This is a genomic window from Salidesulfovibrio onnuriiensis (genome assembly GCF_008001235.1).
In the GTDB taxonomy this organism is placed as follows: Bacteria; Desulfobacterota; Desulfovibrionia; order Desulfovibrionales; family Desulfovibrionaceae; genus Pseudodesulfovibrio; species Pseudodesulfovibrio onnuriiensis.
On sequence record NZ_CP040751.1, the window covers coordinates 1612508 to 1639447 of the forward strand.

Genomic DNA, 26940 nt, shown 5'->3' on the forward strand with positions numbered 1-26940 from the left:
GAATTTTGGGTAATGTATGCGGTTGGGAATAGCAAGAGCAGCAGGGGCATACCTGTGTGGATGGGGGATTGAATCCGGGCACAAAAAAGCCCCCGCTTCCGAAGATGCGGGGGCTTTCTGTCTGCCTTCGCCTATTCCTGCACATCCGCAGCCACACGGATGCGGATGATCTTGTCCGGGTTCACGACCATGCCGTTGCGGGCCGGGTCGCCCTTCTTGATCATGTCCACATATTCCATGCCCGAGGTGACCTTGCCCCAGACCGTGTACTGGCGGTCCAGGTGCGGGGCCTTGCCGAGCATGATGAAGAACTGGCTGTCCGCGCTGTTGATGTCCGCGGCGCGGGCCATGGAGCATACTCCGCGATAGTGGCGGTGATTGTTGAATTCGGACTTGAGTTTCTTGCCGGAGCCGCCCGTGCCGTCGCCCTTGGGGTCGCCGGTCTGGACCATGAAGCCCTCGATGACCCGGTGGAAGGTCAGCCCGTCATAGAAGCCCTGGCGCACCAGTTCCTTGATGCGCTCCACATGCTTGGGAGCCAGGTCCGGGCGCATCTCAATGACCACGCGGCCGTTGTCCAGGTCCATGTACAGGGTGTTTTCCAGGTCCTTGGGTTGTTCCTTGCTATCCCCGGCCAGGACGCCGGTTGCGGCAAAGGCCAGGAAAAGCATCGTGCAAAGTGCGAATATCGTAAGCTTTTTCATTGTCGTACCTCGTCTTGATTATGGAAAGCTCGTCTCTCATACCCGCCAAAAACCGGAGAGGCAAGCATGTGCTACTTCCCTTTTTGCTCCACGTTGATGCGGGCGCGGGGGCCGGCCTCGGCTACCTTGCGCAGCAGGTCGAGCTGCCTGGGCAGGGTTCTGGTCAGGCAGTAGCGGTCCACGATGGTCTGGCGCGCCCGAGTGCGCAGGGCCTTGAGCTTTTCCCGGCTCTTGAGCGTGGCCACCACGTCCCTGGCGATCTGTTCGTGGGAATGGAAATCCGTGAGCAGGCCGTTGTACCCGTGGGCCAGCACCTCGCGCACCGGGGCCGTGTCCGAGCCCACGATGAGACAGCCGCAGGACATGGCCTCCAGAAAGGACCAGGAGAGCACAAAGGGCCAGGTCAGGTAGACGTGGACGCTCGAGGCCTGGAGCACCTGCTTGTATTGGCCGTAGGGCAGGGGGCCGGTGAAGTGCACCCGGCTTTCGTCCACCTGCACCTCGCCGGTCAGCTTCTGCTTGTAGGTTTGGCCGTTGGGCAGCCGGGGGCTGTAGCAGATGCGGTCCTCGCCCACGATGAGCACGTGACACCCGGGCCGCTCCCTGAGGATGTGCGGCAGGGCCCGGTAGAACTGCGGGAAGCCCCGGTAGGGCTCCAGCCCCCGCGAGCAGTAGGTCAGCAGCTCGGTGGCCCCGGAAAGATCCACTCTCGGGAGATCGGGCAGGGCCATTTCTGGCGCGGGCGCGAAGTAGTTCGTGTTGATGCCGTCGTGGATCTGGGCGATCTTGTGCCTGAATTCCTGCGGGAACTGGCTCTTCTGCCACAGGGTGGGGCTGATGCCTCCGGCGCAGGAGGTTAGGTCGTGCAGGATGGCGGTGTTGCGCATGCGGATCAGGGCCTTTTCCGAATCGCTGCGCTCCCGGCCGTCAAAGGTGATCTCCGGGCCGTCCGCGTTGTAGTACCATTCGTAATAGGCCAGGAACGGAGCCCGGGGAAAGATGTCGCGCAAAAACAGGGTCTGGCCCCAGCCCGAATGGCCCACCACGATGTCGGGCTCGAATCCCTGCTTTTTGAGGTTGCGGCAGGCGGCCAGGAGTCCGGTCCCGTAGCGCACGGCCTCGTCGTGGGTCTGCTGCATGGGGGAAAGCGCCTGCCCGCTGGCCGGGCTCTGGGTGAAGACCGCCTTTTTCACGCCCGGGATGTCCCATTCCAGGCGCGGGTTGGTGGTGGCGAAGATTATTTCGTTGTTCGGGTCCTTGCCCAGGTGTTCGGCCATGTGCCGGAACTGGGCCGGGAAGTTCTTGTGCGTGAACAGGATGCGCATGAATCAGTTCATTGTCCCGTGGTAAAGGGAAGAGCCCAATGGAAAAACACGCCCCGGGCGGGGGCATGCTTCCGGTCCTGAGTCGTCTGAGTTTTTTTGCCATGATTTCCGGGGAATAGCCAGGCCTGGCATGCGGCGGGAGCGCATGGCTGTCGTCCGGCCTAGTCTCCGTTGTTCGGCGCGCCGTGGATGCAGCGGCGGATGTATTCCTGTAGTTCCTTGCGGTCCAGGGGTTTTGCCAGGAACAGGGTGGCCCCGAGTTCCAGCAGGTTGGAGATTTCGCTGATGCCCACCACGGCAGACATGATCACGATGGGCAGCTTCATGAACTGCTGGTCGCCGCGCAGGGTCTGGATGAGCTGGCGTCCGTCCATTTCCGGCATCATGATGTCCGTGAGCAGCATGGAGAAGTCGTTGCCGGCCATGAGCGCCTCATAGGCATGTTTGCCGTTGGGGCTGACAAACGCGGTGTGTCCCATCTCCTCGACAATCTTTACTGCGAGTTTCTGCGATATCCTGTCGTCTTCCGCTATGAGAACCTTGGCCATGAAGTCCCTCCGTCCCTTGCCCGGGTGAAAATGTCCGTATGCACTGGGCGTATTGCTATCTGTGGTTGTATGACAGGAAACGTAGCATTGTGGATGAATTAGGTAAAGAAGGCTGACGTTAGAATGTTTGAAAGGTATGAAAAAAGGGCCCGTTTCGGGCCCTTGGCTGGTGGGTTTTAGGATTTTGCAATGGTTACGGAGTCCTCGAAGGTGCAGGTCATGCAGAAACGGTCGCCGTGGGCCTCGAAACAGAATTCGTTGCCCGGGAAAAGTGTCGCCGCGGGGGCGAAACCGTCGTTGAGCATGATGTCCTTGGCTTCGCCGTTGGACTCGAACCGTACCGTGGTGCCGTCACTCAGGGTGAGAAGTTCCCCATGATGAAATTCCAGCGGAAGATCGCTTTCCTTGAACTGTGACATGATGCCTCTCCTTGTTGGATAAATTTGCCCTATTGCATAGGACAATAAACCACGCCATATGTCAAGGAATACGGGGTCGGCCTTTTCTTGGGCTATGATTTTGTGCAGTATTCGAGTATGTTTGCACAGGCTGCCGGGAGCGGGTCCGGCAGCCGCGAATTTCCCCACGACGAGCAGGAGCGATCGAGTGGCAGCCAGATTTCTCGTTTTCGATCAGGACACGGATATCCGAAGATTGCTGAGGGACATCCTCGAGCTTCAGGGGTACGAGGTGCTGGAGGTCTCACGACCGGATTTCGCCCTGGAGGCGCTGGCCGCAAGGGAGGTCGACGTGTGCCTTGCCGAGGACATGGCCGTTCCCGGGGCCCATGGCGGGCTGCTGCAGATCGCCCAGGAACGCGGCTATGCCTCTCCCTTCCTGCTGCTGGTGGATCAGGATTCCGTGGAAAAAGCGCTGGAATCCCTGCCTTTGGGGGCCTTCGGCTTCCTGCGCAAACCCGTGGACAGGGCCCAGCTCATCAGCCTGGCCTACCGGGCCGTGGAGTGTTCCCGGACCAGACGGGAAACCCGTGTCCTGGAACACCGGCTGGAAGGGCACAAGGAACTTTTCCGCAACATGATCGACGGGTGCGACATGCCCGTGGTCATCCTGGGCAGCGGCCTGCGCATCGGCGACATCAACAAGACCGCAGCGGCCCTGCTCGGAAGCTCCACCGCGTCCCTGCTGGGCAAGCCCTATTTCGAGCTGCTCTCCGAGGATGTGGCGGCGCCGCTGCGCGCGGCCATCGACGAGGTGCGCGCGGCCCGGGAAAGCCGTACCGTGGAGGAGCGGCGTTCCGGGGCCATTTATGAAACTTCGGTCAAGCCCGTGCTGCGCGACGGCGTCATTGCCGGTTTTGCCCTCATGTCCCGGGACATGACCGCCCAGAAACGCTCCGAGCAGGAACTCATCGAAAACGAACAGCGCTACCGCAGCGTGTACGAGGCGGCCCGCGACGCGATCCTCATGGTTCGGCGCTCGGACGGGCGCATCCTGGACAGCAACGACGCGGCCCTGCGCCTGTACGGTTACACCAAGGGCGAAATGCTGGGGCTGACCTTTGTGGATCTTTCGGCCGAAGCGGAAAAGACCCGCGCGGTCCTGAGCAACGGCGTGGAGTTCGTTCCCTTGCGCCAGCACAGGCGCAAGAGCGGCGAGGAATTTCCCATTGAGGCGTCCCTGAGCCACTTCATGCTCGGGGGCGAGGCCGTGGCCACGGTGTTCATCCGCGACGTCTCCAACCGCCGCGTGGTGCAGGAGGCCCTGCGCGAGGGCGCCCTGCTTTACCGGGCCGTGGTGGAGGACCAGACCGAACTCATCTGCCGCTTTGACATCGAAGGGCGGCTGACCTTCGTGAATCCTGCCTATACCATCTTTTTCGGCGGCGACGAGGAGGCCGTCCTGGGCACGTCCTGCCTGACCCGCATTGTTCCGGACGAACGCGAAACCATGCGGCAGTGGATCATCAAGGTGACGCCCGAACATCCGGTCATGGCCGTGGAGCAGCGCAACCTGCGCTACGACGGGGCCGTGCGCTGGATGCGCTGGATCCACCGGGCCATTTTCGACCACAAGGGAATCCTTAAGGAATTCCAGGGCGTGGGCCGCGACGTGACCGACCGCAAGGAAGCCGAGGTGGCGCTTATCAAGGCCAACCAGGAAAAGGAGCAACTGCGGCTCAATCTAGAGGCCACCTTTCGCAGCATCCCGGACGCCATCATCACCGTGGACAGCGACATGCACGTCATCGCCACCAACAGCGCGGTGACGCCCATATGCAACATCGAGCGCGAGACCGCCACGGGGCGGCAGCTGCGGGAAGTCATGCATTGCGAGGAAAACCCCTGCGTCAGCGTACTCGAACAGGTCCTGCGCACGCGCAAGCCCGTGCGTGGGTACGAGGCCCAGTGCGCCTGCCGCGGCGACACGGAGCGGATGGTCGAACTCAACTGCTCCCCGCTCATTGACGAGCACAAGCGGTTTTCCGGTGCGGTGCTGGTCATCAAGGACATCACCCGCATCGCCCACCTGGAAAAGCGTCTGCAGGAACGGCACGGATTCCGGGGCATCGTGGGCAAGAGCGAAAAGATGCAGGCGGTCTACCATCTGCTGGAACAGCTTTCGCCCCTGGACTCCACGGTGCTCATCACCGGCGAATCCGGCACGGGCAAGGAACTGGTGGCCGACGCCCTGCATTACGGCGGGCCGAGGGCCAGCCGCCCCATCGTCAAGGTCAACTGCTCGGCCCTTTCCGAGAGCCTGCTGGAGAGCGAACTGTTCGGCCATGTGCGCGGCGCGTTCACCGGAGCGGTGCGCGACAAGGTGGGGCGCATCGAGGCCGCCCAGGGCGGCACCCTGTTCCTGGACGAGATCGGCGACATTTCCCCGCTCCTGCAGCTCAAGCTGCTTCGGTTTCTGGAACTGAAGGAGTACGAACGGGTGGGGGATTCCAAGACCCGCAAGGCCGATGTGCGCATCATTGCGGCCACCAACGTGGACCTGCTTCGCAAGGTGCGCGAGGGCACCTTCCGCGAGGATCTCTATTACAGGCTCAACGTCATGCCCGTGAACCTGCCGCCCCTGCGAGAGCGTGACGGGGATATCCCCCTGCTGGTGGATCATTTCCTCCAGATGTTCTGTTCCTCCTTCAAGAAGAACATCTCCGGGGTCGGCGCGGATGTGCTGGACCTGTTCATGCGCCATTCCTGGCCCGGCAACGTGCGCGAGTTCAAGCACATCATGGAGCATGCCTGCATCCTGGCCCCGGAGGGGCGCATCGGCATCAATCACATCCGCAGCGACCTTGTGGTGGAATTGCGCACCAAACCTCGGGTGCAGCACGTGCGCAATGCCGTTCCGGCCAAGGCCGGGCGGGAACAGATACTGGATGCGCTGGCCAGCGCCGGCGGCAACAAGGCCAAGGCCGCCAAGCTGCTGGGCATCCACAGGGCCACCCTGTACCGCAAGATGGAACAGTTCGAGATCGAGTAGCAACCGTCTTTGCGACAATTGTCGCATGTTCGCGATTTGTGTCGCATACATGTCGCATGCATGTCGCAATGTTCGGTCTGCGACACTGGGCTTCTGTTCTTATAACCTCCTGATATCGCATGGTTTGTTAGAAAAAATCTAAACACATGAGCGCATTGCTCACGTGTTCATTTGTAATGAGCTGAAATAATAATGGATTCATTTGACAGCAATGGCGGGTGATTTGCGCGAAAACCCTCCTCCCGAGGTCTGGTTTCGCCCTGTGAGGCACAGTATTTGGAAAGACTGGGGTGTGTACCTTCAAAAAGAGGGTTTTACCATGGTCAAGTCCATCACCCCCCAGGACATGGTCAAGGAGGTCGTTTCCTCCACCAAGCCGATGCTTGTGGCCTTTCTGAAGCAGGGCCAGCGGCAGCGGGAGCAGTTGGAGCTTCTGGACCGTGCGGAACGCCGCTACGCCCGCAGCGTGGACTGCTATCTGTACAGTGACGGTTTTCTGGAAACAGGCATGCGGCAGCATTTTGTCAGCGGCACGCCCACCTACCTTCTGTTCCAGGACGGTTGGGAGGTGGATCGTCTCATGGGCTGTTCGGACGACGACATGCTGGACAGCTTTCTTCGTCGCAGCTTGAAGCGGAAGGATTGATCAACGTCAGTTGCAATGGATTGAAATAGAAAGATTTTGATTGTTTTTATGCCTGCCGGGAATCGCGTGCGGCGATTTCCAGGACCGGGCAGTGCGCCTGCCTGAGCGTGTCCACCAGATCCTTTCTGAATTTTGCCAGCATCCCCTTGGATTTCGGAGCCCCGCAGAGAATCCGGTCAGGTCCGTATTGGTGCAGCAGCCCTGCCGCGGCCCGTTCCGAATCCACGTTTTCCAGCAGTTTGAGTCCCCAGAGCAGATTGTGCTCCCGGCACTGGCGCAGGCCGTTTGCCAGGGTGCGGAACAGGTGCGCCTTGAATTGCTCCATCTCGCCATAGGCCAGTTGGATGGGGATGAGGCTGACGAAGAGCAGGGCCGCCTGCTGCGAACGGGCCTGGGAAATGGCTTCCTCAAACAGGGAGGGCGCATTGCGGTCCGGCTTGATGAAGACCATGACGCGCTGCTTCGGTTCCCGGGGGATGCTCTGCGGAATGGGCGTATCCGGCTCCGGATCGAACGGCGTGCGCGCATGGTTCGCCAGCTCGGTCCGCACCTCGGCCATGCCGGGCCTGTTGGCCGCCCGGGAGTCCAGGCAGGCTTCCATGAGGGCCAGGACATCCGGCGGCGCGGAGATGGCGGGGGCGAGGATGTTCAGGAATTTATGCGCCAGGGGAAGGGGCCCGGCCCAGCGCCGCAACCGGCTGGGGTGGCGGCCGGTGAGCAGATATTGGAGCAGGCCGCCGAAGGAGTATACGTCCGTGGCCGGCTCCCGACCCTGGCCCGCGATGAAGTCGGGCGGAACATAGCGCCAATCCAGGGCCGGACGTTCGCAGCCTCCCCAGATATCTTGCCATTCGCTGCGCAGGGACTGGCCGAAATGGCGCAGGAGCGGGGTGTTGTCGCGGGGATCGCAGAGCACGCTTTCCGGCCCCAGGTTCAGGTGCGCGGTTCCGTCCCGGTGCAGGACGCCCAGCAGCGCGGCCAGCTTGTACGCCAGGTCAAGGGCTTCGTTCATTGCGAGTGGATGGCGGGCCAGGTGTTCGCCAAGACTGGGGAGCCTGGGGTTGGGAAGGATGACTCCGCCCTCCCATTCTGCGCAGGCGCGCACAAAGGACGGGTGCTCGGGAAGGTGGGCGTAGCGGGCCTGGTGCTGCCAGGCCAGAAAGGCCGGGGTGCGCACGTCGTAGAACTGCCGCAGCTCGAACGTCCGCCATTCCCGGGTGGCCTGGTAACGGCGGTTGCCCGGGATGGGCGGCAGGCGGTGTCCCACCACGAATCCTCGGATCAGGCTTCCCTGACGCAGGGCGTCGGGGACCTCCCGGCGGATGGCCATTTCCTCTATACGGGCCCACATAGGCGCTCCCCCTTGCGGGCAGTACAAGCAATATGGGGAGCGTGGACAATTATTATAAATGCGCCACGCACCCGCCGGGTGGACGAACCCGTGCGATCCCGGCCGCTAGAAACCGGGCTGGCTTTCCACGTCGGGCTCCCGGTATTCGCGGGAATCGTTGCGGCGCAGAAATCCGTAGCTTGCCGCAAACACGAAGACGCAGCTCAGCCAAGTCAGGAAAAACGGATGGCTCCACTGGATGTCCAGCCACCAGTCCCCCGGGTGTCGTGCAGCACGGAGAGGAACCTCCCGGGCAGCTCGTAGATGACGGCCAGGTACTGGTAGAGGAGCACTGCGGCAAAGGACAGATAAGCGGTTGCATTGAAGCCCACCCACAGATGCCGGACGAAGTTCTTTGCGGTCTTGTTCATGGATTCTCCTTAGTTGACATAGAACCAGAAACCGATGGCCAGCACCACGATGAGCAGCGTCTCCAGCACGGTCAGCTTGAGCATGAAGGAACAGATGCGCCGCTGGGTCGGATTCATTTTGAGCATGATCCTGTTCATGACGAAGCGCCAGAAGCGGTGCTTGAGGGAGTCTTCCCCGTGGAGCCGGTAATATTCCCTCAGGCTGGGCAGCCAGTAGCGCACCAGCCGCTCGGCCTTGGCCGCGTCGAGCCTGCAGCCTGGCTGCTGCGTGAATTCGTAGGCCAGCTCTGCATTGCCGTCCGGCCCCTTGCGGGCCAGCAGGGTAAGGCCTATGGACGGGAAATCGGCCGACCATCGTCCCGGGCCGTTTTCCAATATTGCATCCGTGCCGAACTCGAAGTCGGTCATGATGTCGTCGATGGCGTATCCGCCATCCTTTTCGTCGATATGCCAGTGCGGGTTGAGCCGCATCAGGCGCATGGCGTCCATCTCCTGCCAGAAGGATTCCAGCCAGGGCAGGTTGGTGGTCATCCACTCCGATGCGGCGGCCCCGACTTCGCGGGTGTCGTTGTTCAGGACTGCTTCCATGCCTGAACCCCTCAGGGAGCCACCACCAGCGGACAGGGCAGCATGGGATGCAGGCGCTTGTTCTCGAAGCGGGCCTTGAAGCCCGGGGCCTGTTTTTTTTGGTACGCGCCCATGATGACCACGTCGGCCTTTTCCTCTTCCGCGGTTTCGGCCAGCACGGCGGCGATGTCGCCCGAGGCCCGCCGGTAGCGGGGCCTGAGCCCGGCCAGGTTCTTGTCGAGCCGTTCCACGAGGCGGTCCATCTCCGCATTGACCTCGCCCATGACATAATCCGCGAACCTGTTGCGGGTGGCCGAGGCATTGAGCCAGTCGTCGCCGGTCATGTGCTGCCAGTCCTCGTTGAAGATGCTCAGCACGACGAGTTCCGCGCCGCTTTGGGCGGCCCACTGGGCGGCGAGCCGCTCGGCCTTTTGCGCTCCGGGCGTACCATGGGTGGCGAGCAGTATTTTTTTGAACATGTTCCTTCCAAATGGGGTTGGGAGGGAGGACCTGGATCCTCCCTCCCGGGTTCTATGGGGTGTGTCGGTTTGCACCTGTCCGCCCCGGGCATCGCAAAGGCTTATTGGCAAGACCTCGGAACCGGGCTTGGAAGCGCGAATCTGACATGCGCGCAGTCCGGGGCTTTCCTCGGCGTTCTTGCAATCGCCTTTTTGCGCGGGGTTACGCCAGCCACTTCGTGAAGAGGAGCACCACGAAGGTGACCACGATAACCAGGCTCAGGGCCGTCAGGTCCTCGTTCTTTTCCGAGGCGAACACGGAAAGCGCGCGTTCCTCGTTCTGCTGCTGGTCCTGCTCCTGCCCGGTGGGGCAATTTTCTTTTTCCAACTTGACGTTCTCTTCCATATCTTCCTCCTTACTTCAGGACCACGTCTTTGACGAAGTACATGACCACGATGAAGGACAGGGTTGCCTTGGTGATGCCCGAGATGGTGCCCATGACCAGGGGCCAGCCGCCCGCCTGCGCAAGGGACTTGCGGGTGATCTGCATGCCCAGGCCGATGAGGCCGTAGGCGAAGAACCAGATCATGGCGTCGGTCAGGGTGACGATGGTCTTGGACTTCTTGTGCACCTGCTTGATGGCGTGGCCGATGGCGCTCTTCACTTCCGCGCCGATGGTGATTTCCTTGCCCTTGGTGCGGGCCAGGATGGATTCGAGGCCGGCCATGCGCTGGCGCGCGGTGGCGTCGAACACGGTCTTGTCGTCGCGGTCCGAGAAATCGCCGGCGATCTGGTGCTGCTTGACCAGGTCGTCGAAAGCGGCCCGCTCATTGGCGGTGAAGCCGGTCAGGCCCGCCTGCTGGGCGTTCTGGAGCACGGTCAGTTCCTCGGGAGTGACTTCGGTGCGCTGGTTGTAGCTGAAGTCGAGATACTTGCCCTTGTAGTGGCCCGGAGGGCTGAACAGCCCGAAGGAGGACATGGCGAAGAGCAGCAGGAAGCCGAGGATGAAGATGGGGAACTTGTCGATGACCACTTCCTTGAAGCTCAGCTTGGTGCCGCTCTGCTTGCCGTACCAGCTGGCCAGCACCAGGACGATGACGGGCAGGAACAGCACGCGGGTGATGTTGAAGATTTCGCCCACCTTGAGGGTCTTGATGTCAACGGCGTTGAAGGCCAGGCAGGCCGCCGCCACCTGTGCGGAGTTCAGGATGCCGGTGCCGGCCCAGGCCCCGAACTGGGTGGGGTTCATGCCCACGATCTTGCCCACGGTGGGGAAGATGAACATGCACAGGATGCCGAAGCCCAGAATGGTGCCGATGGTGTAGGCCATTTCCGAGCAGCGTGCGCGCACCACCGGGGCGCAGGCCACGGTGGCGGAAACGCCGCACACGCCCATGCCCGCGGAAAGAACGCCGGTCATGGACTTGGGCTGCTTGAACAGGTTGCCCAGGAAGAGCACGAAGAACACGGTGCCCAGCACGAAGAAGCCGATCATCCACACCGAGACCATGCCCAGCTTGGCCAGCTCCGCGAAGGAGTAGCGCGCTCCCAGCAGGATGACGCCCATCTTGAGCACGAAGCGTGCGGTCTTCACGCCGCTGGCCGCGAACTTGGGAATGCCCCAGGAGTTGGTGATGACGATGCCCACCAGGATGCCGAGGACCACGTAGTTCAGGTTCAAAACTTTATAGACCTTGAAGCCGAGCAACGGGGCCATCTGGTCCGAGAAAAGGATGACCAGGGGCTCCAGGAACCAGCGGATGCCCATTGCCAGCACCATGATGAACAGGATGCCCGGAATGGTTTCCAGCACAAAGATATCCCTCTTTGTCAGGGGTTTGTTCATGCGTCCCTGGCGCATGAGCGCGGTTGCGAACCCGAGGCCCGCGCCCACGAAGCAGAGCACCTCCATGAGGTCGATCTGTTTGTGAACGTTCAGGGATTTGAGCAGGGGCGTGAGAGCGCCCATCATGACAAGGACACCATAGGCAAGCAGCAGGCCGCTCAGAAACAGCAGCGGCATGTTGCTTGGACGTCCGACATCGGAATTAGCCATACTTCCTCTCCTTGAAAATGTTTTCGGCAGCCCGGAGGATGCCGTTTGTCTCAAGGCAAGGGGCGTGCCAATGCGATTGGCTGGCTAGTATTTTGAAATTGTTGGAGAAAAATATTGTGGGCGATCGCCATATTGTAAACTTGAGTTATCACCTGTGTTCCCGGGTTTCCAAGGGAGGCATGCCCCTTGCCTCAATCTCCGGGCGTGTTACAGTGGCGGGAAGGATGTTTTGAAAGAGGGCCGTTTCGGGCCGTGGGGGTTCATATATGGCTAAATTCAGGCCGCAGACATTGCAGTCCCGGTTTCTGCTGGGGCTGGGGGCCATCGTGTTGCTGGGCGGGGTGTTCTTCTCGGCCAGCATGTATTTTCATCTCAAGTCCCTGCTGCATACCCAGGTTGTCGATAAGGCCGAGCTCATGCTTTCCCAGGTGGACTCGGTCCAGCAGTACGTGCGCAAGGTTCTGCGGCCCAAGATGTTCCGGACCATTCCCAAGGACCAGTTCATCATCGAGGCCATGAGCTCCTCCTACATCTCCCGCAAGATCATGGACCGGGTGGGGCAGTATGAGGGCCAGGGCGAGGGCGTGGCCCAGTTCCTGTATCGCCGCGTTTCGGAAAACGCCCGCAACCCCAAGTTCGAGATCAATGCCATGGAACGGGAGATCATGGACCGCTTCCGGGCCGATCCGCTGATGGCCGAGTGGGAGGGGTACCAGAAGATCGACGGCAAGGAATATTTTCTCACGGCCCGGCCCGTGATCTTTTACGACAAGTGCATGCATTGCCACGGCAGTCCGGCGGACGCGCCCCAGGTGCTCATCGAGCGCTATGGCGATTCCAGGGGATTCGGCCGCACCATGGACAGCATCGGCGGCATCGACCTGGTGGGGCTCCCCGTGGATTCGGCGGTTTCCCAGATCCAGGAGGCCACCGTGGGCTATATCGGGGTCTATGCGGGCGGCATGTTCATCTTCTTCGCCATTGTCCAGGTCTTCTACAACCGGCTGGTGACCCACAACCTGCACCGCCTGACCCGGGTCTTTCGCGACCGCTTCCAGGACCAGGAGGACATGAAGGTGCTGGAGAGGGTGGAGGAGATGGACGAGATCGAGGAGATCGTCCAGGGGATGGAGGAACTGGGCGACCACCTGGTCAGCGCGCGCACCCAGCTCAGGGATTATGCGGCCAACCTGGAAATGATGGTGGATCAGCGCACCCGGGAACTGAGCAAGGAGGTCTCCGAGCGCCAGGCCGACGTGGCCCTGTTCGTGCTCCTGCTGGACCAGCTCAACCAGAGCCGTTCCCGCCAGGAGATGTGGCAGAGTTCCCTGCCCATCATCGCACGGCGGTTCGGGGCCTCGGGCGCGGGATTCACCTGCATGCTGGCCACCCAGAATTTCTATTCCTGGCCCGAGCCGGGCGTCCGTCCCGGACTGCCGGAAACGTGGCAGGACATCCTCACCGGGGGCGAGGCCCTGTTCGAGCCCGGGCGGGCCGTCATTCCGGTGGGAGCCAATGATTCGGCCTTCGAGGGCCTGCTGACCATATTCTGGGAGGACCGGCTGGAACTCAAGGACCAGGACCGCGACGTGCTGGTGGCCCTGGGCCAGCAGCTGGGCATTGCCATGGAAAACCTGGGAGCCCTGGACAATCTCATTCGCCAGAAAGGGCTGCTCCAGTCCGTTGTCGAAGGGATTTCCGACCCCCTGCTTTACATGGACGGCCGCTGCTCGGTGGTGCTGGCCAACCATGCGGCCCGCGCCCTGGGAAGGGCCCTGACCACGGAGGCCGCCTCGGACGAAGGCGGGGCCGAGGCCCTCATGCCCTCCCTGTTCGGGGACGGGGAGAACGGCGCGGACTGCCCCCTGCGCGGGGCCATGGAGCGGGGTGTTCCCGAATCCAGGGAGGTCCGCACCCGGGACAACCGCCATTTCTCGGTCAGCCTCTATCCCGTCGGGGGCGAGGAAAAACGGCTGGTGGTCTATATCCGCGAGGTGACCAACGAGAAAAGCATGCTGGCCCGCATGCGCCAGAGCGAAAAGCTGGCCACCGTGGGGCAGCTTGCCGCTGGCCTGGCCCATGAGATGAACAATCCCCTGGGCGTGATCAAGTGCTACGGTGAGCTGCTGCGCAATGCCGTGGATACGGACAACGCCCGTGAGGACGTGGAAGTGATCATGCGCCACGCCACCCAGGCCCAGAACGTGCTGCAGGATCTGCTCAATTTTGCCAGGCCCGGTAAGGGAGACGCCGAGGAGATCGACCTGGCCCAGACCGTGCGCAAGAGCGCCCGCGTGTTCCTGGTCCAGGCGGAAAAGCGGGGCGTGCGGGTGGATGTGGACATTGAGCCGGAATTCCCCGGCCTGACCGTCAACGGCCAGGCCATGGAGCAGATTCTGGCCAACCTGTTCAACAACGCCCTGGACGCGGTGCGGGAGGGGGCCGGAAAGATCACCCTCAAGGTCTTCAGCGACCCGGTGGCCGCCGAGGCCGTGCTCATGGTGGCGGACAACGGCGGCGGCATCCCGGCCGACGTCATGGACCGCATCTTCGACCCCTTCTTCAGCACCAAGGAGGTGGGCAAGGGCACGGGCCTGGGGCTTGCCGTGGTCTACGGCCTGGTCAGGGACCTGGGCGGCCGCATCGACGTCGTCAGCGACCAGGGCGCGCAGTTTTTCCTCCATTTTCCCTTCAAACGAGGCGAGTAGGCGATGATCGAAGCACAAGGCATACTGGTGGTGGACGACGAAAGGGATTTCGCCCGGGGCATTTCCCGGCTCCTGCAGGGACGGTTCCCGGACCAGCGCATCGTCACGGTGCATTCCGGGGCGGAGGCCCTGGAGGCCATGGCCGAGGTGCCGTTCCTGGTGCTGCTCAGCGATCTTTCCATGCCCGGCATGGATGGGCAGGAGCTGGTGGAAAGGACACGGGATATCTGGGCCCAGACCACGGCGGTGCTGCTCACGGCCTACGGCAGCATCGAAGCCGCGGTCCAGGCCGTGCGCGGCGGGGCCTATGACTTCCTGACCAAGCCCGTTGAGCCGGAAACCCTGTTCAAAGTGGTGGGCAAAGCCATGGAGCGCAGCAGGCTTCTGGGCGAAAACGTGCGGCTGCGCAACCTGGTGGGCAGACAGGCCGAGTGCGACGCCATCATCGGCGACAGCCTGCCCGTGCGCAGGCTCAAGGAGGCCCTGGCCGCCATTGCCGAATCCGACTACACCGTGCTCATCCGGGGCGAGTCGGGCACGGGCAAGGAACTGGTGGCCCGCACCATCCACAGGCTCAGCCGGCGCGGAACCGGCGAGCTGCTCACGGTCAACTGCCCGGCCATTCCGGACCAGTTGCTGGAAAGCGAGCTGTTCGGACATGTGAAGGGGGCCTTCACCGGCGCGGACCGCGACCGCAAGGGGTTGTTCGAGGCGGCCCGGGGCGGCTCCCTGCTGATGGACGAGATCGGGGATATTTCCGCGTCCATCCAGACCAAGCTGCTGCGAAGCCTTCAGGAGCAGGAGATCCGTCCCGTGGGGTCCAGCCGGAACATCCGGGTGGACGTGCGCATCCTGGCCAGCACCAACCAGGACCTGGAGGCGCGCATCCGGGACAGGAGCTTTCGCGAGGACCTCTATTACCGGCTCAATGTGCTCACCGTGCAGGTGCCCGCCCTGCGCGACAGGACCGGGGACATTCCCCTGCTGGCGCACCACTTCCTGAACCAGTCCTGCACCGAGATGGAGTCCGCGCCCAGGGAGTTTGCGCCCGAGGCCCTGGCCTACCTGTCGGCCCGTCCCTGGCCGGGCAATATCCGGGAGCTGCAGAATTTCGTGCGCAGGCTGGCCGTGTTCGCGCCCGGGGACGTGGTGGACATGCCCCTGGTGCGGCTGGTGGAAAGCCAGGCCGGGGCCGGGGGCGGCAGTGCGGAGACCATGTCGTCCTACAAGGACGCCAAGTCCGTGGTGGTGGACAGCTTCACCCGCAATTACGTGGAAAATCTGCTCCTGAACACGGGAGGAAATGTCTCCGAGGCCGCGCGCATCAGCGGGCTTTCCCGGGTGGCCCTGCAAAAGATCCTCAGGCGGCTGGACATCGACGTGGGCCGCTTCCGCTAGCCCGCGTCAGTCGCTTGGTTTTTCCCACTTTTGGATGATGCGCCGGTACGCGCCGTCCGCCTTCATTTCCCGGAGGACGCGGGCCAGCTCCGGCGCCAGGGCGGCGTGGCGCCGGTGCAGGTAGGGATAGGTCGGGATTCTCTCCAGCACCCCCGCCTCCACCAGGCGGGAGTAATCGCAGCCCTGGGACCCGGAGCAGAGCTTGCGAAGAAGGGAACGGGGAGAAATGATATAGTCGAGGCGGCCCGCGGTAAGCATCCGGCAGCCCTGCAGAGCCGAATTGGTGATGTAGACACGGGCATGCCCGAATTCCCGGGCGTGCTGCTCGATGGCCAGTATGCCCCTGGGATAGCCCACGAGGTCGTCCTTGCCGAGCAGGGAGAGATCTTCCCAGCCGTCGAACCGGAGCGGGCCGTCGATGGTGTAGACGATCAGGGTCATGGAGCCCACGGGTTCATCCACGCGAATCAGGTCCGGGAACTGTTTTTCCAGGGCGGGGTCGTCAATGCGGGCGGTTTCGCCGTCCGCCTCTCCCGATTCCGCGTCCTTGAGGGAACGCTTGGTGGGGCGGGGCAACAGCTTGAAGCCATAGCCGAGCCTGCCGAAGGCCTCGGAATACAGGTCCTCGAAAAAGCGCGCGGCCGCGCTTTCCAGCTGGGTCGGCGTGGTGAAGGTGATGACCGGCTTTTCGGCCCGGGCCAGGCCCGAGAAAAGAAGCACGGCCAGGAGCGCGCCAATAAATTTGTTCATGTCTTCTTGTATAGTGCGGAGCAGGAACGCCGCAAGAACGGCGGCGTAAAAAATAATCACTTCGATCCGGGATGATTTTTCCCTGCCGCACGTTGAACAAAATCGTTATTGTCTGGTAGGTAGTTCTCTATAGGCTTGCAGGAGGATGTTTTCGATGGCCGAATTGCTGACGGATTTTCTCCCTCCCGGGCGGGAGGACAAGGAAGCGTTGCTGCCGCTGGTAGCGCGTTTCAGCGAGTCGCTGGCGGCCAAGCTTTTTGACGGGCTACCGCTCAGCGCGATCATCCTCAACCAGGACCGGCAGATCGTGTTCGGCAATACCCGCTTTCGGCAGTTGAGCGGGGCGCGGCGCATGATGGACCTCGTGGGCCAGCGCCCGGGCGAGGCCCTCGGCTGCGTGAACGCCCATCTACAGGACGGCGGGTGCGGCACCACGCGGTTCTGCCGCCAATGCGGGGCGGCCATCGCCATTCTCGAAAGTTTCCAGGGCACCGGGGGCGTGGAGGAATGTCTTCTGGAACGCCGCCTCGGGGAGCAGGTCGAATCCCTGGTCCTGCAGGTGTTCACCTGGCCGTTCTCCTTCGAGGGGCACGACCTGATCCTGTTCACGGCCTTGGACGTCAGCCACGAGAAGCGGGCCCGCGAGATGGAGCGCCTTGTTTTTCACAAGCTCCTCGGCAATGCTTCGGGTATGATCATGCTCGCCAACCTCATCGAGGAGGAACTGGGCGAGGACATGGCCGAATATTCGGGCCACATGCGTTCCGCCGCCAAGGAACTGGTGGGCATGATCCGCCATCAGCAGGTCTGGAGCGCCGCCGAGCAGGGACGGCTGCGGGTGCTCGCCGAGCTCCTGGATCCGGAATTGCTCATGCGGCAGGCGCTGCTCGCGGCCACCAACCGGGAATCCGACCGGGAACTGGGCTGCGTGATCGACTGCGACTGTGAAAATGAACTGCGCACTGACCCGGCCCTGCTCGAACTGGTGCTCGTGGCCCTGCTGGAGAACGCCTTCGAGGCCATGCCTTCCTCCAGCCTGGTCGTGTTCGGCTGTCGGGAACGGGACGGCGTGTTCGTTTTTTCCGTGTGCAACGAGGGCATGCCTTCGGAGGACATCCGCAACCAGTTCTTCAAGCGCGCCTTCACCACCAAGGGCGAGGGGCGCGGCTTCGGGCTCTACCGGGCCAAGATGCTCACGGAGTATTACCTGGGCGGGGCGCTGCGTGTTTCCTGCGACCAGAACAGGACCACCTTCCTGGTGGAGATCCCCGGGGAGTTCCGAAACGGGGAGTAGCTCTGCCATCCTTTTGTTTCCTTTCTCTCCCGGTTTTTCGAAAACCGCATTGACATGCTGCGTAAACACGGTATCGTTTGTCCTGATTGTATCCTTTTCACGATGGAGACAAGGAGAAACGGCATGAAGTCTTTACGCTGGTTTGCGCTGCCGATGGCCGTGGCCGCCCTCGCGGTGTCGGTCGCGGTCGTCTTCGCTGCGGAGGGGGCCGTTGCGGGCGCGGATGACCCCATGGTCCAGGGCATCAATCTCCTGGCGCGCTTTTTCGTTTTGTCCGTGGTCATCGAAGTCGCCTTTTCCACCCTGTTCAACTGGAAGGTCTACCTGCTCCATCTGCACGACAAGGGATACAAGACGCCCATTCTGGTCATCTCCCTGTTCGTGTTCTGCTGGAGCACGGACCTGGATATCGTGGGCGATCTGGTCAAGACGCTTTTCCCCGGAACCGCCGGGCTGAATACCTTCATCGGCATGTTCCTGACCGCCCTACTGCTGGCGGGAGGCAGCGGTGCCATGAATACCCTGTTCGACAAACTCAAGATCCGCAACAGCAAAGCCGTGGATGAGAGGGCCAGGGCATTGCGTTCCGCAGTGGACAACGCCTGAGGCCTTGTCCACGAAAAGGCCCCCGGAGCGTTTGCTTCGGGGGCCGCTTTTTGTCTGGCTTTCGCCGTCTAATTTTCCAGGAAGTAATCGATGGTGTTGACCACTCGCACGATCTTCACTTCGGGCGTGTACTGGTCGCGGTCCCGGATGGAGAACACGCCCTGGCGGGCGCTGCGGATGGAACCCACGCTGCTGTCCGAGTCCTCGGCAAACTGCTTGGCCGCACGGCGGGCGTCCTTGGTTGCCTCGGCGATCATTTCGGGCTTCACTTCATTGAGCCGGGTGAACATGAACCGGGGCTGGAATTCGTAGTTGCGGATGAGCATGATGCCCTTGGAGACAAGCTCTCCGGACAACGGCATGGTTTCCTTGATTTTCTTGATGTCCTCGGAACGCACGGTGATGACGCCCTGGGCGCTGTAGCGCGCCTCCGGCTGCCGGTTGCCCATGGGCATGTTTTCCGTGATCTGGGGCGCGGCCGGGGTGATTTCGGCGTCGCCGAGCCCGTGTTCCCGGATGAACTGGAGGATGGTCTTGTCGGCCGCCTGCAGCTTGGAGTGCAGCTCCTGCAGGTTGTTGGCCTGGGTGCTGTAGCTGATGGGCCAGATGGCCAGGTCCGCCGGGTATTCCCGTTCGGCAAAGCCTTTCACGGAAACGTAGCGATCCATGGCCTTGAAGTCCTTGACCGCCTGGCCGAGGGCCCAGGCGCCGCCCGCGATTCCCAGAGCCAGCAGCAGGCCCGCCACGATCACGCCGATGCTGTTTTTCTGTTCCATATCTGAAGTGTCCTTGTTGTTTGTGTGAAGCAGGATGTTCCCTTGTGCCACAGAATCGGGGGGAGTGCATAGCCCCAACATTTGTGGTAACGGGGAATAAGAATTGTTTGCGGAAAAATAATGGCGTTCTTCTGATTATCTGGTGAAAAAATGCAATGAATTTTGCTTGTTGTCTGGAGGATCGCATGCGGGTGATTGTCGTTGCGGTTGTATGCCTGATGTGGGCTTTCCCCGTCTTTGGCGGCGGCCTGCTCGTGGTCACCGAGGAAATGGTGCCCTACAATTTCAGGCAGGACGGCCAGGTGGTCGGCCTGAGCACCGAACTGGTGCGCAGGACCCTGGAGAAGTCGGGCCTGGAGGGGCGCTTCCAGGTCATGCCCTGGGCCCGCGCCTATTACATTGCCCGCAACGACCCCAACGTGCTCATTTATACCATCGTCAGGACCGAGGAGCGGGAGAAGCTTTTCAAGTGGATCGGTCCGGTGGCCCCGGCCGTCGACGAGAAGATGTACTGCCTTCGATCGCGGCCCGATGTGGTCGTCAGGACATTGGACGATGCCCGCAACTACAAGGTGGCCGTGGTCAGGGACGGGGTGGGGCACAGGTTTCTCGAGGAACAGGGGTTTTCGCTGGGGATCAACCTGGACCTTTCCCCCAACGAGGACCAGATGTTTGCCAAGCTGTTCTGGGGGCGGGTGGATATCGTCATCAGTGATGACCTGAACAACGCCTGGAAGCTTCCGGCCATCGACAGGAACGCTCGCGAACTCCAGCCGCTGATCACTTTGCGAAACCACAAGTTGTACATGGCCTGTGGCCCGGCCACCCCGGACGAGACCGTCGACCGCTTGCGCAAGGGGCTTGCCGCTGTTTCCGCCGAGGAAAAGCGCCGCATTCTTCAAAAGTATCGCCATCCAGCCTGGGCGTGCGATCCGCTGCCCTATTGATGTGTCCGGTCCGCTTCTTTTGTCCTTCCATTATTTGATTCCTGTTTTCCTTTATAGGGAAATGTGTTTTTATGGCTGAGTGAGGGCAGTGCTGTTTCCGGGAGGTCGCATGAGCATGGAGGAATCCGTCTTTCTGACGTTTGACGAGGCGCGGGAGGCCGTGTGCATCGACTTCGAGCAGTACGGTCCCCAGCCCGACCAGCTGCGGCGGGTCATGGAGATACTGGGCGCGGGGCATTCCCTGCCCGAGGACGAGCCCATGGGCGGGGTGGCGCGGACCCTGTTCGCCCTGCATCGCCCCGGCCCGGACAAGCTGCTGGATATCTGCACCGAGGTCTTCTGGACCCGGGCGCTGCCCGGTTCGGGGCCCGGCGGAGAGCCCGGTCTGTTCGTGGCCACGGACATGGAGCGTTTCGAATGTACGCGCTGCGGCATGTGCTGCCGCGCCCTGGATTTTCACCGGGAATGCACCGCCGGGGACGTGCGCGTCTGGCGGGAGGCCGGGCGCGACGATATCCTGGAGTGGGTCAGGCCGGAGGCGGACGGCACCTACCGCATCTGGGTGCGGCCGGGCTCGGAGCTGGTAGCCGAGGTTTGTCCATGGCTGACGCAAGAGCCCGGCAATGTCTGGGCCTGTTCCATTCACGATCTCAAGCCCGGCGTGTGCAAGGAATATCCCGGCTCGCGCAAGCACGCCTACAAGACCGGCTGTCCCACGGCCCGGCCCCGGTGTCGGGTGGGCTGAATTCGCACGCCGGACCGTTGTTGCATTGGAGCGGACGCCCGTTTACTATGCGGGCGTCCGTTTTTCACGATCTTCAACCGGGACGGTGACGTGGTTTCCTTCAGCGTGGTTATTCCCACCTACAATCGAGAGGCGTTTTTGCCCCAGGCCGTGGCCAGCGTGGCCAACCAGGAGGTCCGCGCGGAGCTGCTGGTGGTGGACGACGGGTCCACGGACAACACCGAGGCCCTGATCCGCTCCATGCGCATTCCCGGTATGCGGTACCTGAAAAAGGAGAACGGCGGGGTGGCCAGCGCCATCAATCTGGGCGTGCGGTTGTCCCGGGGGGATTACATCATTCCCCTGGGGTCGGACGACGCCCTGGCCCCGGGCATCCTGAAGCGCTATGCCCGGGCGGCCACCTCCCGGCCCGATCTGGACGTGCTTTACGGCAACATGATCCTCACGGACATGAAGCTTAACGTGCTTGGCGGCTGGAACTACGAGGACTGGGACGGCCGCATCGGGGAGCTCATGGGCGAGCTGGTCAGGAACATGCCCATTGCCCAGTCGGGCAGCGCGTTCCACCGTCGGCTTTACGAGCGGTTCGGCATGTACGACGAATCCCTGTCCCGGGGGTCGGACCACGACCATATCTCCCGCATCGCGCCGCACGCCCTGTTCAAGCACATGGCCGGGCCCTCGCTGTTCTGCCGCACCCACGACGATAATATTTCCCGGAAGACGCCGGTCTTCCGGGAGTGCAAGGCCAGGGTCACGCGCCGGATCATCAAACGCTACGGCCTGGAACGGCTGTTTCCGGCCTATGGCTGGGAGGACGACCCGGACGCGGCGCGTGCGCGGGCCCATGCCGACCTGGTCAGGATTTTCGAGGTGTACGACGATCAGGAGAGCATTGCCCTCTATTCCGCCGTATAGTCGTGCATATTGTGCAACCGTTTGCTTTTTTCCCTTTGTGCGCTAGGGAGCGACAAAAAATGGAGAGAATGATGTTGAAATATACGAAGATGCAGGAAGCCAAGGGGCTTGGCCGCCGCGAATTTCTGAAGCTCACCGGCGTGGGGGCGTTGGCCTTGGTGGCCGGCTGCGCCAAGAACCCGGTGACCGGGGAATCCCAGTTCATGCTTGTTTCCGAGGAGCAGGAGATCGCCCTGGACAAGCAGGCCTCGCCCTATCAGTTCTCCAACGACTACGGGGCCGTGCAGGATGCGGCCCTGAACAAGTACGTCAGCGGGGTGGGCATGCACCTGGCCTCGACCAGCCACCGGCCGCAAATGCCCTACAACTTCCGCTGCCTCAACGCCACCTACGTCAACGCCTACGCCTTTCCCGGCGGCAGCGTCGGCGTGACCCGCGCCATTATGCTGCAGCTGGAGAACGAGGCCGAGCTGGCGGCCCTGCTCGGGCACGAGATCGGGCACGTCAATGCCCGGCACACGGCCGAGCGCATGAGCAAGCAGCAGGGCCTGGGCCTTCTGGTCGGCCTTGGGTCGGCCGCAGCCGGGGCATACAGCAGCGGGCTCGGCTCCCTGGTTTCCCAGGCGGGCGGCTTCGGGGCCAGCGCGCTCCTTGCCAGCTATAGCCGCGACGACGAACGTCAGGCCGACGCCCTGGGCATGGAATACATGTTCCGGGGAGGCTACGACACCGAAGGCATGGTGGGGCTCATGGAGATGCTCAACGCGCAGCACAAGAGCAATCCCTCGGCCCTGGAGGTCATGTTCTCCACCCACCCCATGAGCTCCGAGCGTCTGACCACGGCCCGCGCCGCGGCGGCCGGGAAATACGCCACGTCCTCGGATTTCAAGATGTACAAGGAACGGTACATGGACAACACCGCGTCCCTGCGCCGTATCGCTTCGGTCATCAATTCCCTCCAGAAGGGCGGCGAGGCCATGGGCAACAAGAAATACGACCAGGCCGAAACGCATTTCCAGGCCGCGCTCAAGACCTCGCCCAAGGATTACGCGGGCCTGCTCATGCTCTCCAAGTGTTGCATGGTGCGGGACAAGGACGGCCAGGCCGTCAAGTATGCGGTGCGCGCCAAGAACGCCTACCCCCAGGAGCCGCAGGCCCTGCTCGTGGCCGGGCTGACCCAGCTGCGCAACGGCCAGTACGAAAAGGCCCTGGTGGATATCCAGGCCTACGACAAGAAGCTGCCCAATCCGTACATGTCCTTCTTCACCGGTTTGTCCAAGGAAAAGCTGGGCCGGAAACAGGCGGCCGCCGAGGATTATTACAAGTTCCTCCAGAAGGTGAAGCAGGGCGACGAGGCCAAGTACGCCTACAGCCGTTTGGTGGAGTGGGGGTATATCCGGTCCCAGGTTCAGGTGCCTGCCGGGGATCCGTATGGCAGTTTGTTTGTATAAAATCTGCCGATAAAGGCGCATCCACTTTGTCGATGCAAAAAAGGGCAGCCCCTCGTGTATGTTTTAATACACGTCGGGACTGCCTTTTGCTTTCTCCGCGTATCTGTACCTTTCTTGGCAGATTTTGCTATGCACCGTCAGTCATAGTTAGGCGAAGTGATTTTGAATGTTCTCTATGTGATCTTTCTTTCAATGTTTCTTATGTACTCAGCAATTTTCTTGCTATTATCAGCGATTTCTCGATAAGGCTCTTTGCCGACAGTTACAATTCCATCTAAATATTTTATCGGGATGCTGAATTCTTTTATAAATTTTTTTCCAGAAGACGATTCATATTTAATTTCAAAATTTAATTCATTTATTACATCTTGTTTCATGTATGTAATTGCACTTCCAAGAAATGTTGTTAATGACTCTCCATTTGGTAAAATGGGAATATGGGAAAATGTCTTGTGGCCAACATCGTATAAACCTGCATCTTTCATTGCTGAGAGGTCTTTATCGACTGAAAGACTAAGATTGTAGGCGGGCGATTTTCCGCAGTTGATAATCGAAAAATCTACCATAGAAGCAATTCCTTTTTTGGTGGGATGTATATATGGAATAACTTCTGGTATTTCATTCATAAGAATAGATTTTCTATTTTGAATGACAAATATAATGTGTATTAGTAGCATTATGAAAGTTAATGCCACAATGGCAAATCCGTCGTGAACATCAAGCCAAGTCATTGTTGTTTTAATGATATCGAGCATTGTTATTCCTACTATTCTCGTTGTGATAATAATATCTAATTGGCATTTTTATTCCAACCCCACGCCTTCGAGCACCAGCTTCACGCGGTTCTCGTAGGTGTGTTCAAGTAAAATCAGCGCTTCCCAGGCGGCGCGCAGTTCCTTGCGGAACTGGTCGTTGCTTTTGAGCTCGTCGTATTTCACGACGATGTCGTCGGCCGAGGCAAAGGTAATGGGCCGCGCCAGGTCGTTGGGAAAGAGGTCCAGGCCGGGCGTGTCGTCGGTCAGGAGCACGCCGCCCGCGCACCAGACGTCGAAATGCCGTTGGGTCAGCCCGGCCGGGAGCTGCGGGCTGGTCATGTTCAGGCACATGCCCGCCTGTCGGTAGATGGCCGGGAGCGTTGCGTAGTAATCCACCACGGGCCGCACGTCGGCCTCGGGACCGAGGATTTCCTTCCAGCCGTCGTCGCCGAACACGGTCAGGTCGGGCGCGGTCTTGAGGCACATGGAGCGCCAGGCCCGGCCGCTTTCCTCCGCACCGAAGCCCGGCAGGCGCACCTCGTTTCCCGGCCAGAGCCGGTGCACGCCGGTCTGCTCCTGCCACCAGTGGAAGTCCGGTCGCTTGCCGTCCTCCAGCATCTGCCGCGCCTCGTCCCAATGGGCGCTGTCGAGCTTGAGCCCCGCGTAGTATTTGTCCTTGTCCGGGAACTGCGAACGCCCCACGAACACGAGCCGGTTTTCAATGCCCGTGGCAAAGCCGGGCAGTTCGCCGTCTTTTTGAAAGAGCTGCGGGCAGGCCGCCAGGGGCAGGTAATGCACGCTCTGCGCGCCCAGTTCCTTCAGGGGCAGGATGAAACTGGAATCGGTGACAAACAGGTCCACCTCCTTCCAGTAGCCGGACTTCACCGATGTCAGCAGGCTGAAGGGATTGTCCACCAGCCAGACCGCCACGCGGGTGCCGGCCTCGCGCAGCAGGTTGAAGCCCAGGCCGAAGGGGTCCAGCCCCTTGAAGTTGACGCTGAAGAAAAGTTCGGGCGTGGCCGTCTGCAACAGGTCCGGCAGGTAGGTGCCGGGTTCGTTGGCGGCCTTGAACGGGTCCGGACTGAAGGCGGTGTAGCCCTCTTCGCTGAAGGCGATGGCCAGCTCGCTGCCCAGCAGGTCGCGCTCGGTGGTGGGCAGCCAGACATGGCGCTCCACGCCGCACTCCTTCCAGTGCGCCTTGGCCAGCCTTGCGGCCAGCGGCCCCCAGAAGGTGGGGAAGGCCTTGAGGCCAGGACGATAGCGGATGACGCGGGCGGTGCGGGCGAATTCCGGGGTGAACGCCTCGGCGGGCATGGACCAGAATCCCTCGGGAATGCGGGCCTTCCAGTCCGGGCCCATCTGTTCCTCGAATCCCGGACATTCCACATAGAGGGGTGCCTGCACGGACGGGAACCATTCCTGCAGCCTTTCCGGCTCCGGCCCCAGGCCCAGGAACACGGTCTCCACGCCAAGGCCCATGGATTCGAACTGCCCCTTGTCCGAGGGCAGGGTCTGCTTTTTCCCCAGTTCGTTGACTATTTGCGCGCGCTCGGGTCTCGTCATGCTATCCAGCCTTGGCTAATGCGTCGGTTTCGGCTACTGTCCGCCCCACACGGCAACGGAGCATTGTTATGAAGAAGTATCAGGATCATTATTTCAAACGGGCCAAAAAGGACAACTATGCGGCTCGTTCGGTCTACAAACTCCAGGAAATCGACAAAAGATTCAAGATCTTTCGGCAGGGCCAGACCGTCATCGACCTGGGCGCTGCCCCAGGCTCGTGGACCCAGTGGGCGGCCAGGAAGGTCGGCCCCAAGGGCCGGGTGCTGGGCGTGGACCTGCAGAGCACGGTAACCGTGTTCGAGGAAAACGTCACCTTCATGCAGGAGGACGTGTTCTCGGATTCCCCCGAGCTGCTGGCGGCCATGGAGCCGCTGCTGCCGTTCGACCTGGTCATCAGTGATATGGCTCCCAAGACCACCGGAGTCAAGTTTGCCGACCAGGCCAACAGCCTGGAGTTGTGTGAGAAAGCGTTCGAAATAGCCGCCAAGCATCTCAAGAAGGGCGGCCATTTCGTGGTCAAGAATTTCGAGGGGCCGGATACCAAGGCCTATATCGATTCCCTTCGCCCGTACTTCGATTCCGTCAAGGTCTTCAAGCCCAAGAGCTCGCGGGCCGAAAGCAAGGAGACCTTCATTGTCGGACTTGGCTTTAAGGGCGTTGAAGGGTAAAAGAACTGGTTCAATCAGCTGATTAATGAAGTTTTAGGAGGAATACATGGCTGGACATAGCAAATGGGCTAACATTCAACACCGCAAGGGTCGTCAGGACGCCAAGAAGGCGAAATTTTTCACCAAGGCCGCAAAGGACATCATCCTCGCCGCGAAAGCCGGCGGCGGCAACCCGGACGACAACTCATCCCTGCGCCTGGCCATTCAGAAGGCCAAGGCAGTGAACCTGCCCAAGGACAAGATCGAAAACGCCATCAAGAAGGGCACCGGCGAAATCGCCGGCGGCGACATCATCGAAGTGGTGTACGAAGGCTACGCCCCGGGCGGCGTCGCCGTGCTCATCGAAGCCGCCACCGACAACCGGAACCGCACCGTGGCCGAAATCCGCCATCTGCTGGGCAAGAACGGCGGGAACATGGGCGAGGCCGGTTCCGTGTCCTGGATGTTCAACAAGAAGGGCGTGATTCTTCTCAACGAGGAACAGTACTCCGAGGAACAGGTCATGGAAGTGGGCCTGGAAGCCGGCGCAGAGGACATTCTCCACGAAGACGGCATGTTTGCCGTGCACTGCGCCCCGACCGATTACATGGCCGTGCAGTCCGCCTTCGAGGAAGCGGGCATGGAATACGAATCCTCCGAGATGTCCCAGATCCCCGAGAATATGATCGAGGTGGATGTGGAGACCGGCCGCAAGGTCATGAAGCTCATCGACGCCATCGAGGAGAACGAGGACGTGCAGAACGTGCATGTCAATGCCGACTTCCCGGACGAACTCCTGGAGGAACTCGCTGGCTAGGCTGCCCACAAGGGATCGATTGCCGTGCTAAGTGAATTGTTAGCGAACT

General features: G+C 61.3%; 26 protein-coding genes. 12 read left to right on the forward strand and 14 right to left on the reverse strand.

All coding sequences use genetic code 11. The features are described 5' to 3' along the window. Positions 1-131 precede the first annotated feature (131 nt). The 4 genes from FGL65_RS07365 to FGL65_RS07380 all read right to left on the reverse strand — a co-directional run bounded on the left by FGL65_RS07365 (position 132) and on the right by FGL65_RS07380 (position 2996). Positions 132-704 (reverse strand): peptidylprolyl isomerase, encoded by a 573-nt coding sequence (locus tag FGL65_RS07365; protein ID WP_222705807.1) that lies wholly within the window; start codon positions 702-704, stop codon positions 132-134. A gap of 71 nt (positions 705-775) precedes the next feature. After that, a complete protein-coding gene (locus tag FGL65_RS07370; RefSeq protein WP_147820578.1) occupies positions 776-2029 on the reverse strand; it encodes a glycosyltransferase in 1254 nt (417 codons plus the stop codon). A 161-nt stretch (positions 2030-2190) separates the two neighbouring features. Continuing rightward, positions 2191-2577 carry a response regulator gene (locus FGL65_RS07375; protein ID WP_147820579.1) on the reverse strand — a complete coding sequence of 129 codons (387 nt, stop codon included), beginning with the start codon at positions 2575-2577 and terminating at the stop codon, positions 2191-2193. 176 nt (positions 2578-2753) lie between these two features. Continuing rightward, a complete protein-coding gene (locus FGL65_RS07380) occupies positions 2754-2996 on the reverse strand; it encodes a hypothetical protein (RefSeq protein ID WP_147820580.1) in 243 nt (80 codons plus the stop codon). Positions 2997-3183: 187 nt separating this feature from the next. On the opposite strand from FGL65_RS07380, the gene FGL65_RS07385 reads away from it, so the two are divergent. Beyond that, on the forward strand, positions 3184-6027 hold the full coding sequence (locus FGL65_RS07385) for a sigma 54-interacting transcriptional regulator (protein ID WP_187170577.1): 2844 nt from the start codon (positions 3184-3186) through the stop codon (positions 6025-6027). Between the two features lie 319 nt (positions 6028-6346). After that, positions 6347-6673, forward strand: coding sequence for a thioredoxin domain-containing protein (locus tag FGL65_RS07390; protein ID WP_147820582.1), 327 nt, complete (start codon positions 6347-6349; stop codon positions 6671-6673). Positions 6674-6719: 46 nt separating this feature from the next. On the opposite strand, the gene FGL65_RS07395 is transcribed toward FGL65_RS07390, so the two are convergent. From FGL65_RS07395 to FGL65_RS07420, 6 genes are all read right to left on the reverse strand, one after another. Continuing rightward, entirely contained in the window at positions 6720-8024 is a 1305-nt protein-coding gene (locus FGL65_RS07395) for a protein kinase domain-containing protein (protein ID WP_147820583.1), read from the reverse strand. Positions 8025-8236: 212 nt separating this feature from the next. Next, positions 8237-8434, reverse strand: a complete 198-nt coding sequence (locus FGL65_RS07400; protein WP_147820584.1) for a hypothetical protein — start codon at positions 8432-8434, stop codon at positions 8237-8239. A gap of 9 nt (positions 8435-8443) precedes the next feature. Next, entirely contained in the window at positions 8444-9022 is a 579-nt protein-coding gene (locus tag FGL65_RS07405) for a hypothetical protein (RefSeq protein ID WP_147820585.1), read from the reverse strand. An 11-nt stretch (positions 9023-9033) separates the two neighbouring features. Further along, entirely contained in the window at positions 9034-9480 is a 447-nt protein-coding gene (locus tag FGL65_RS07410; RefSeq protein ID WP_147820586.1) for a universal stress protein, read from the reverse strand. A 202-nt stretch (positions 9481-9682) separates the two neighbouring features. Further along, a complete protein-coding gene (locus tag FGL65_RS07415) occupies positions 9683-9865 on the reverse strand; it encodes a hypothetical protein (protein WP_147820587.1) in 183 nt (60 codons plus the stop codon). Positions 9866-9875: 10 nt separating this feature from the next. Beyond that, complete coding sequence (locus FGL65_RS07420; protein ID WP_147820588.1) at positions 9876-11516, reverse strand: YeiH family protein; 1641 nt, start codon at positions 11514-11516, stop codon at positions 9876-9878. A 266-nt stretch (positions 11517-11782) separates the two neighbouring features. Between FGL65_RS07420 and FGL65_RS07425 the strand changes: the two genes are divergently transcribed. Together FGL65_RS07425 and FGL65_RS07430 are read left to right on the forward strand one after the other, a co-directional pair. After that, on the forward strand, positions 11783-14224 hold the full coding sequence (locus FGL65_RS07425) for a c-type heme family protein (RefSeq protein ID WP_147820589.1): 2442 nt from the start codon (positions 11783-11785) through the stop codon (positions 14222-14224). A gap of 3 nt (positions 14225-14227) precedes the next feature. Next, positions 14228-15622, forward strand: coding sequence for a sigma-54-dependent transcriptional regulator (locus FGL65_RS07430; protein ID WP_147820590.1), 1395 nt, complete (start codon positions 14228-14230; stop codon positions 15620-15622). A gap of 6 nt (positions 15623-15628) precedes the next feature. On the opposite strand, the gene FGL65_RS07435 is transcribed toward FGL65_RS07430, so the two are convergent. Further along, the gene (locus tag FGL65_RS07435) at positions 15629-16372 is read right to left on the reverse strand and encodes a substrate-binding periplasmic protein (RefSeq protein WP_147820591.1); all 744 of its coding nucleotides are present in this window, start codon (positions 16370-16372) and stop codon (positions 15629-15631) included. Between the two features lie 154 nt (positions 16373-16526). On the opposite strand from FGL65_RS07435, the gene FGL65_RS07440 reads away from it, so the two are divergent. Both FGL65_RS07440 and FGL65_RS07445 read left to right on the forward strand, forming a co-directional pair. After that, a complete protein-coding gene (locus tag FGL65_RS07440) occupies positions 16527-17666 on the forward strand; it encodes a sensor histidine kinase (protein WP_187170578.1) in 1140 nt (379 codons plus the stop codon). A 123-nt stretch (positions 17667-17789) separates the two neighbouring features. Then, complete coding sequence (locus tag FGL65_RS07445) at positions 17790-18272, forward strand: hypothetical protein (RefSeq protein WP_147820593.1); 483 nt, start codon at positions 17790-17792, stop codon at positions 18270-18272. A gap of 68 nt (positions 18273-18340) precedes the next feature. On the opposite strand, the gene FGL65_RS07450 is transcribed toward FGL65_RS07445, so the two are convergent. Continuing rightward, complete coding sequence (locus FGL65_RS07450) at positions 18341-19048, reverse strand: SIMPL domain-containing protein (RefSeq protein WP_147820594.1); 708 nt, start codon at positions 19046-19048, stop codon at positions 18341-18343. Positions 19049-19233: 185 nt separating this feature from the next. On the opposite strand from FGL65_RS07450, the gene FGL65_RS07455 reads away from it, so the two are divergent. The 4 genes from FGL65_RS07455 to FGL65_RS07470 all read left to right on the forward strand — a co-directional run bounded on the left by FGL65_RS07455 (position 19234) and on the right by FGL65_RS07470 (position 23109). Beyond that, entirely contained in the window at positions 19234-19995 is a 762-nt protein-coding gene (locus FGL65_RS07455) for a substrate-binding periplasmic protein (protein ID WP_187170579.1), read from the forward strand. Between the two features lie 109 nt (positions 19996-20104). Next, positions 20105-20740: a YkgJ family cysteine cluster protein gene (locus tag FGL65_RS07460; RefSeq protein ID WP_147820596.1), complete on the forward strand. Its 636-nt coding sequence runs from the start codon at positions 20105-20107 to the stop codon at positions 20738-20740. A 90-nt stretch (positions 20741-20830) separates the two neighbouring features. Further along, complete coding sequence (locus FGL65_RS07465) at positions 20831-21658, forward strand: glycosyltransferase (RefSeq protein ID WP_187170580.1); 828 nt, start codon at positions 20831-20833, stop codon at positions 21656-21658. A 71-nt stretch (positions 21659-21729) separates the two neighbouring features. Then, positions 21730-23109 carry a M48 family metalloprotease gene (locus FGL65_RS07470; protein ID WP_250645598.1) on the forward strand — a complete coding sequence of 460 codons (1380 nt, stop codon included), beginning with the start codon at positions 21730-21732 and terminating at the stop codon, positions 23107-23109. Between the two features lie 173 nt (positions 23110-23282). On the opposite strand, the gene FGL65_RS07475 is transcribed toward FGL65_RS07470, so the two are convergent. Together FGL65_RS07475 and FGL65_RS07480 are read right to left on the reverse strand one after the other, a co-directional pair. After that, the gene (locus tag FGL65_RS07475; RefSeq protein WP_147820598.1) at positions 23283-23864 is read right to left on the reverse strand and encodes a DUF8453 domain-containing protein; all 582 of its coding nucleotides are present in this window, start codon (positions 23862-23864) and stop codon (positions 23283-23285) included. A 48-nt stretch (positions 23865-23912) separates the two neighbouring features. Then, positions 23913-25427, reverse strand: a complete 1515-nt coding sequence (locus FGL65_RS07480) for a glycosyltransferase family protein (protein ID WP_147820599.1) — start codon at positions 25425-25427, stop codon at positions 23913-23915. A gap of 68 nt (positions 25428-25495) precedes the next feature. On the opposite strand from FGL65_RS07480, the gene FGL65_RS07485 reads away from it, so the two are divergent. Continuing rightward, the gene (locus FGL65_RS07485) at positions 25496-26095 is read left to right on the forward strand and encodes an RlmE family RNA methyltransferase (RefSeq protein WP_147820600.1); all 600 of its coding nucleotides are present in this window, start codon (positions 25496-25498) and stop codon (positions 26093-26095) included. 46 nt (positions 26096-26141) lie between these two features. After that, positions 26142-26891 carry a YebC/PmpR family DNA-binding transcriptional regulator gene (locus FGL65_RS07490; protein WP_147820601.1) on the forward strand — a complete coding sequence of 250 codons (750 nt, stop codon included), beginning with the start codon at positions 26142-26144 and terminating at the stop codon, positions 26889-26891. Positions 26892-26940: the final 49 nt, after the last annotated feature.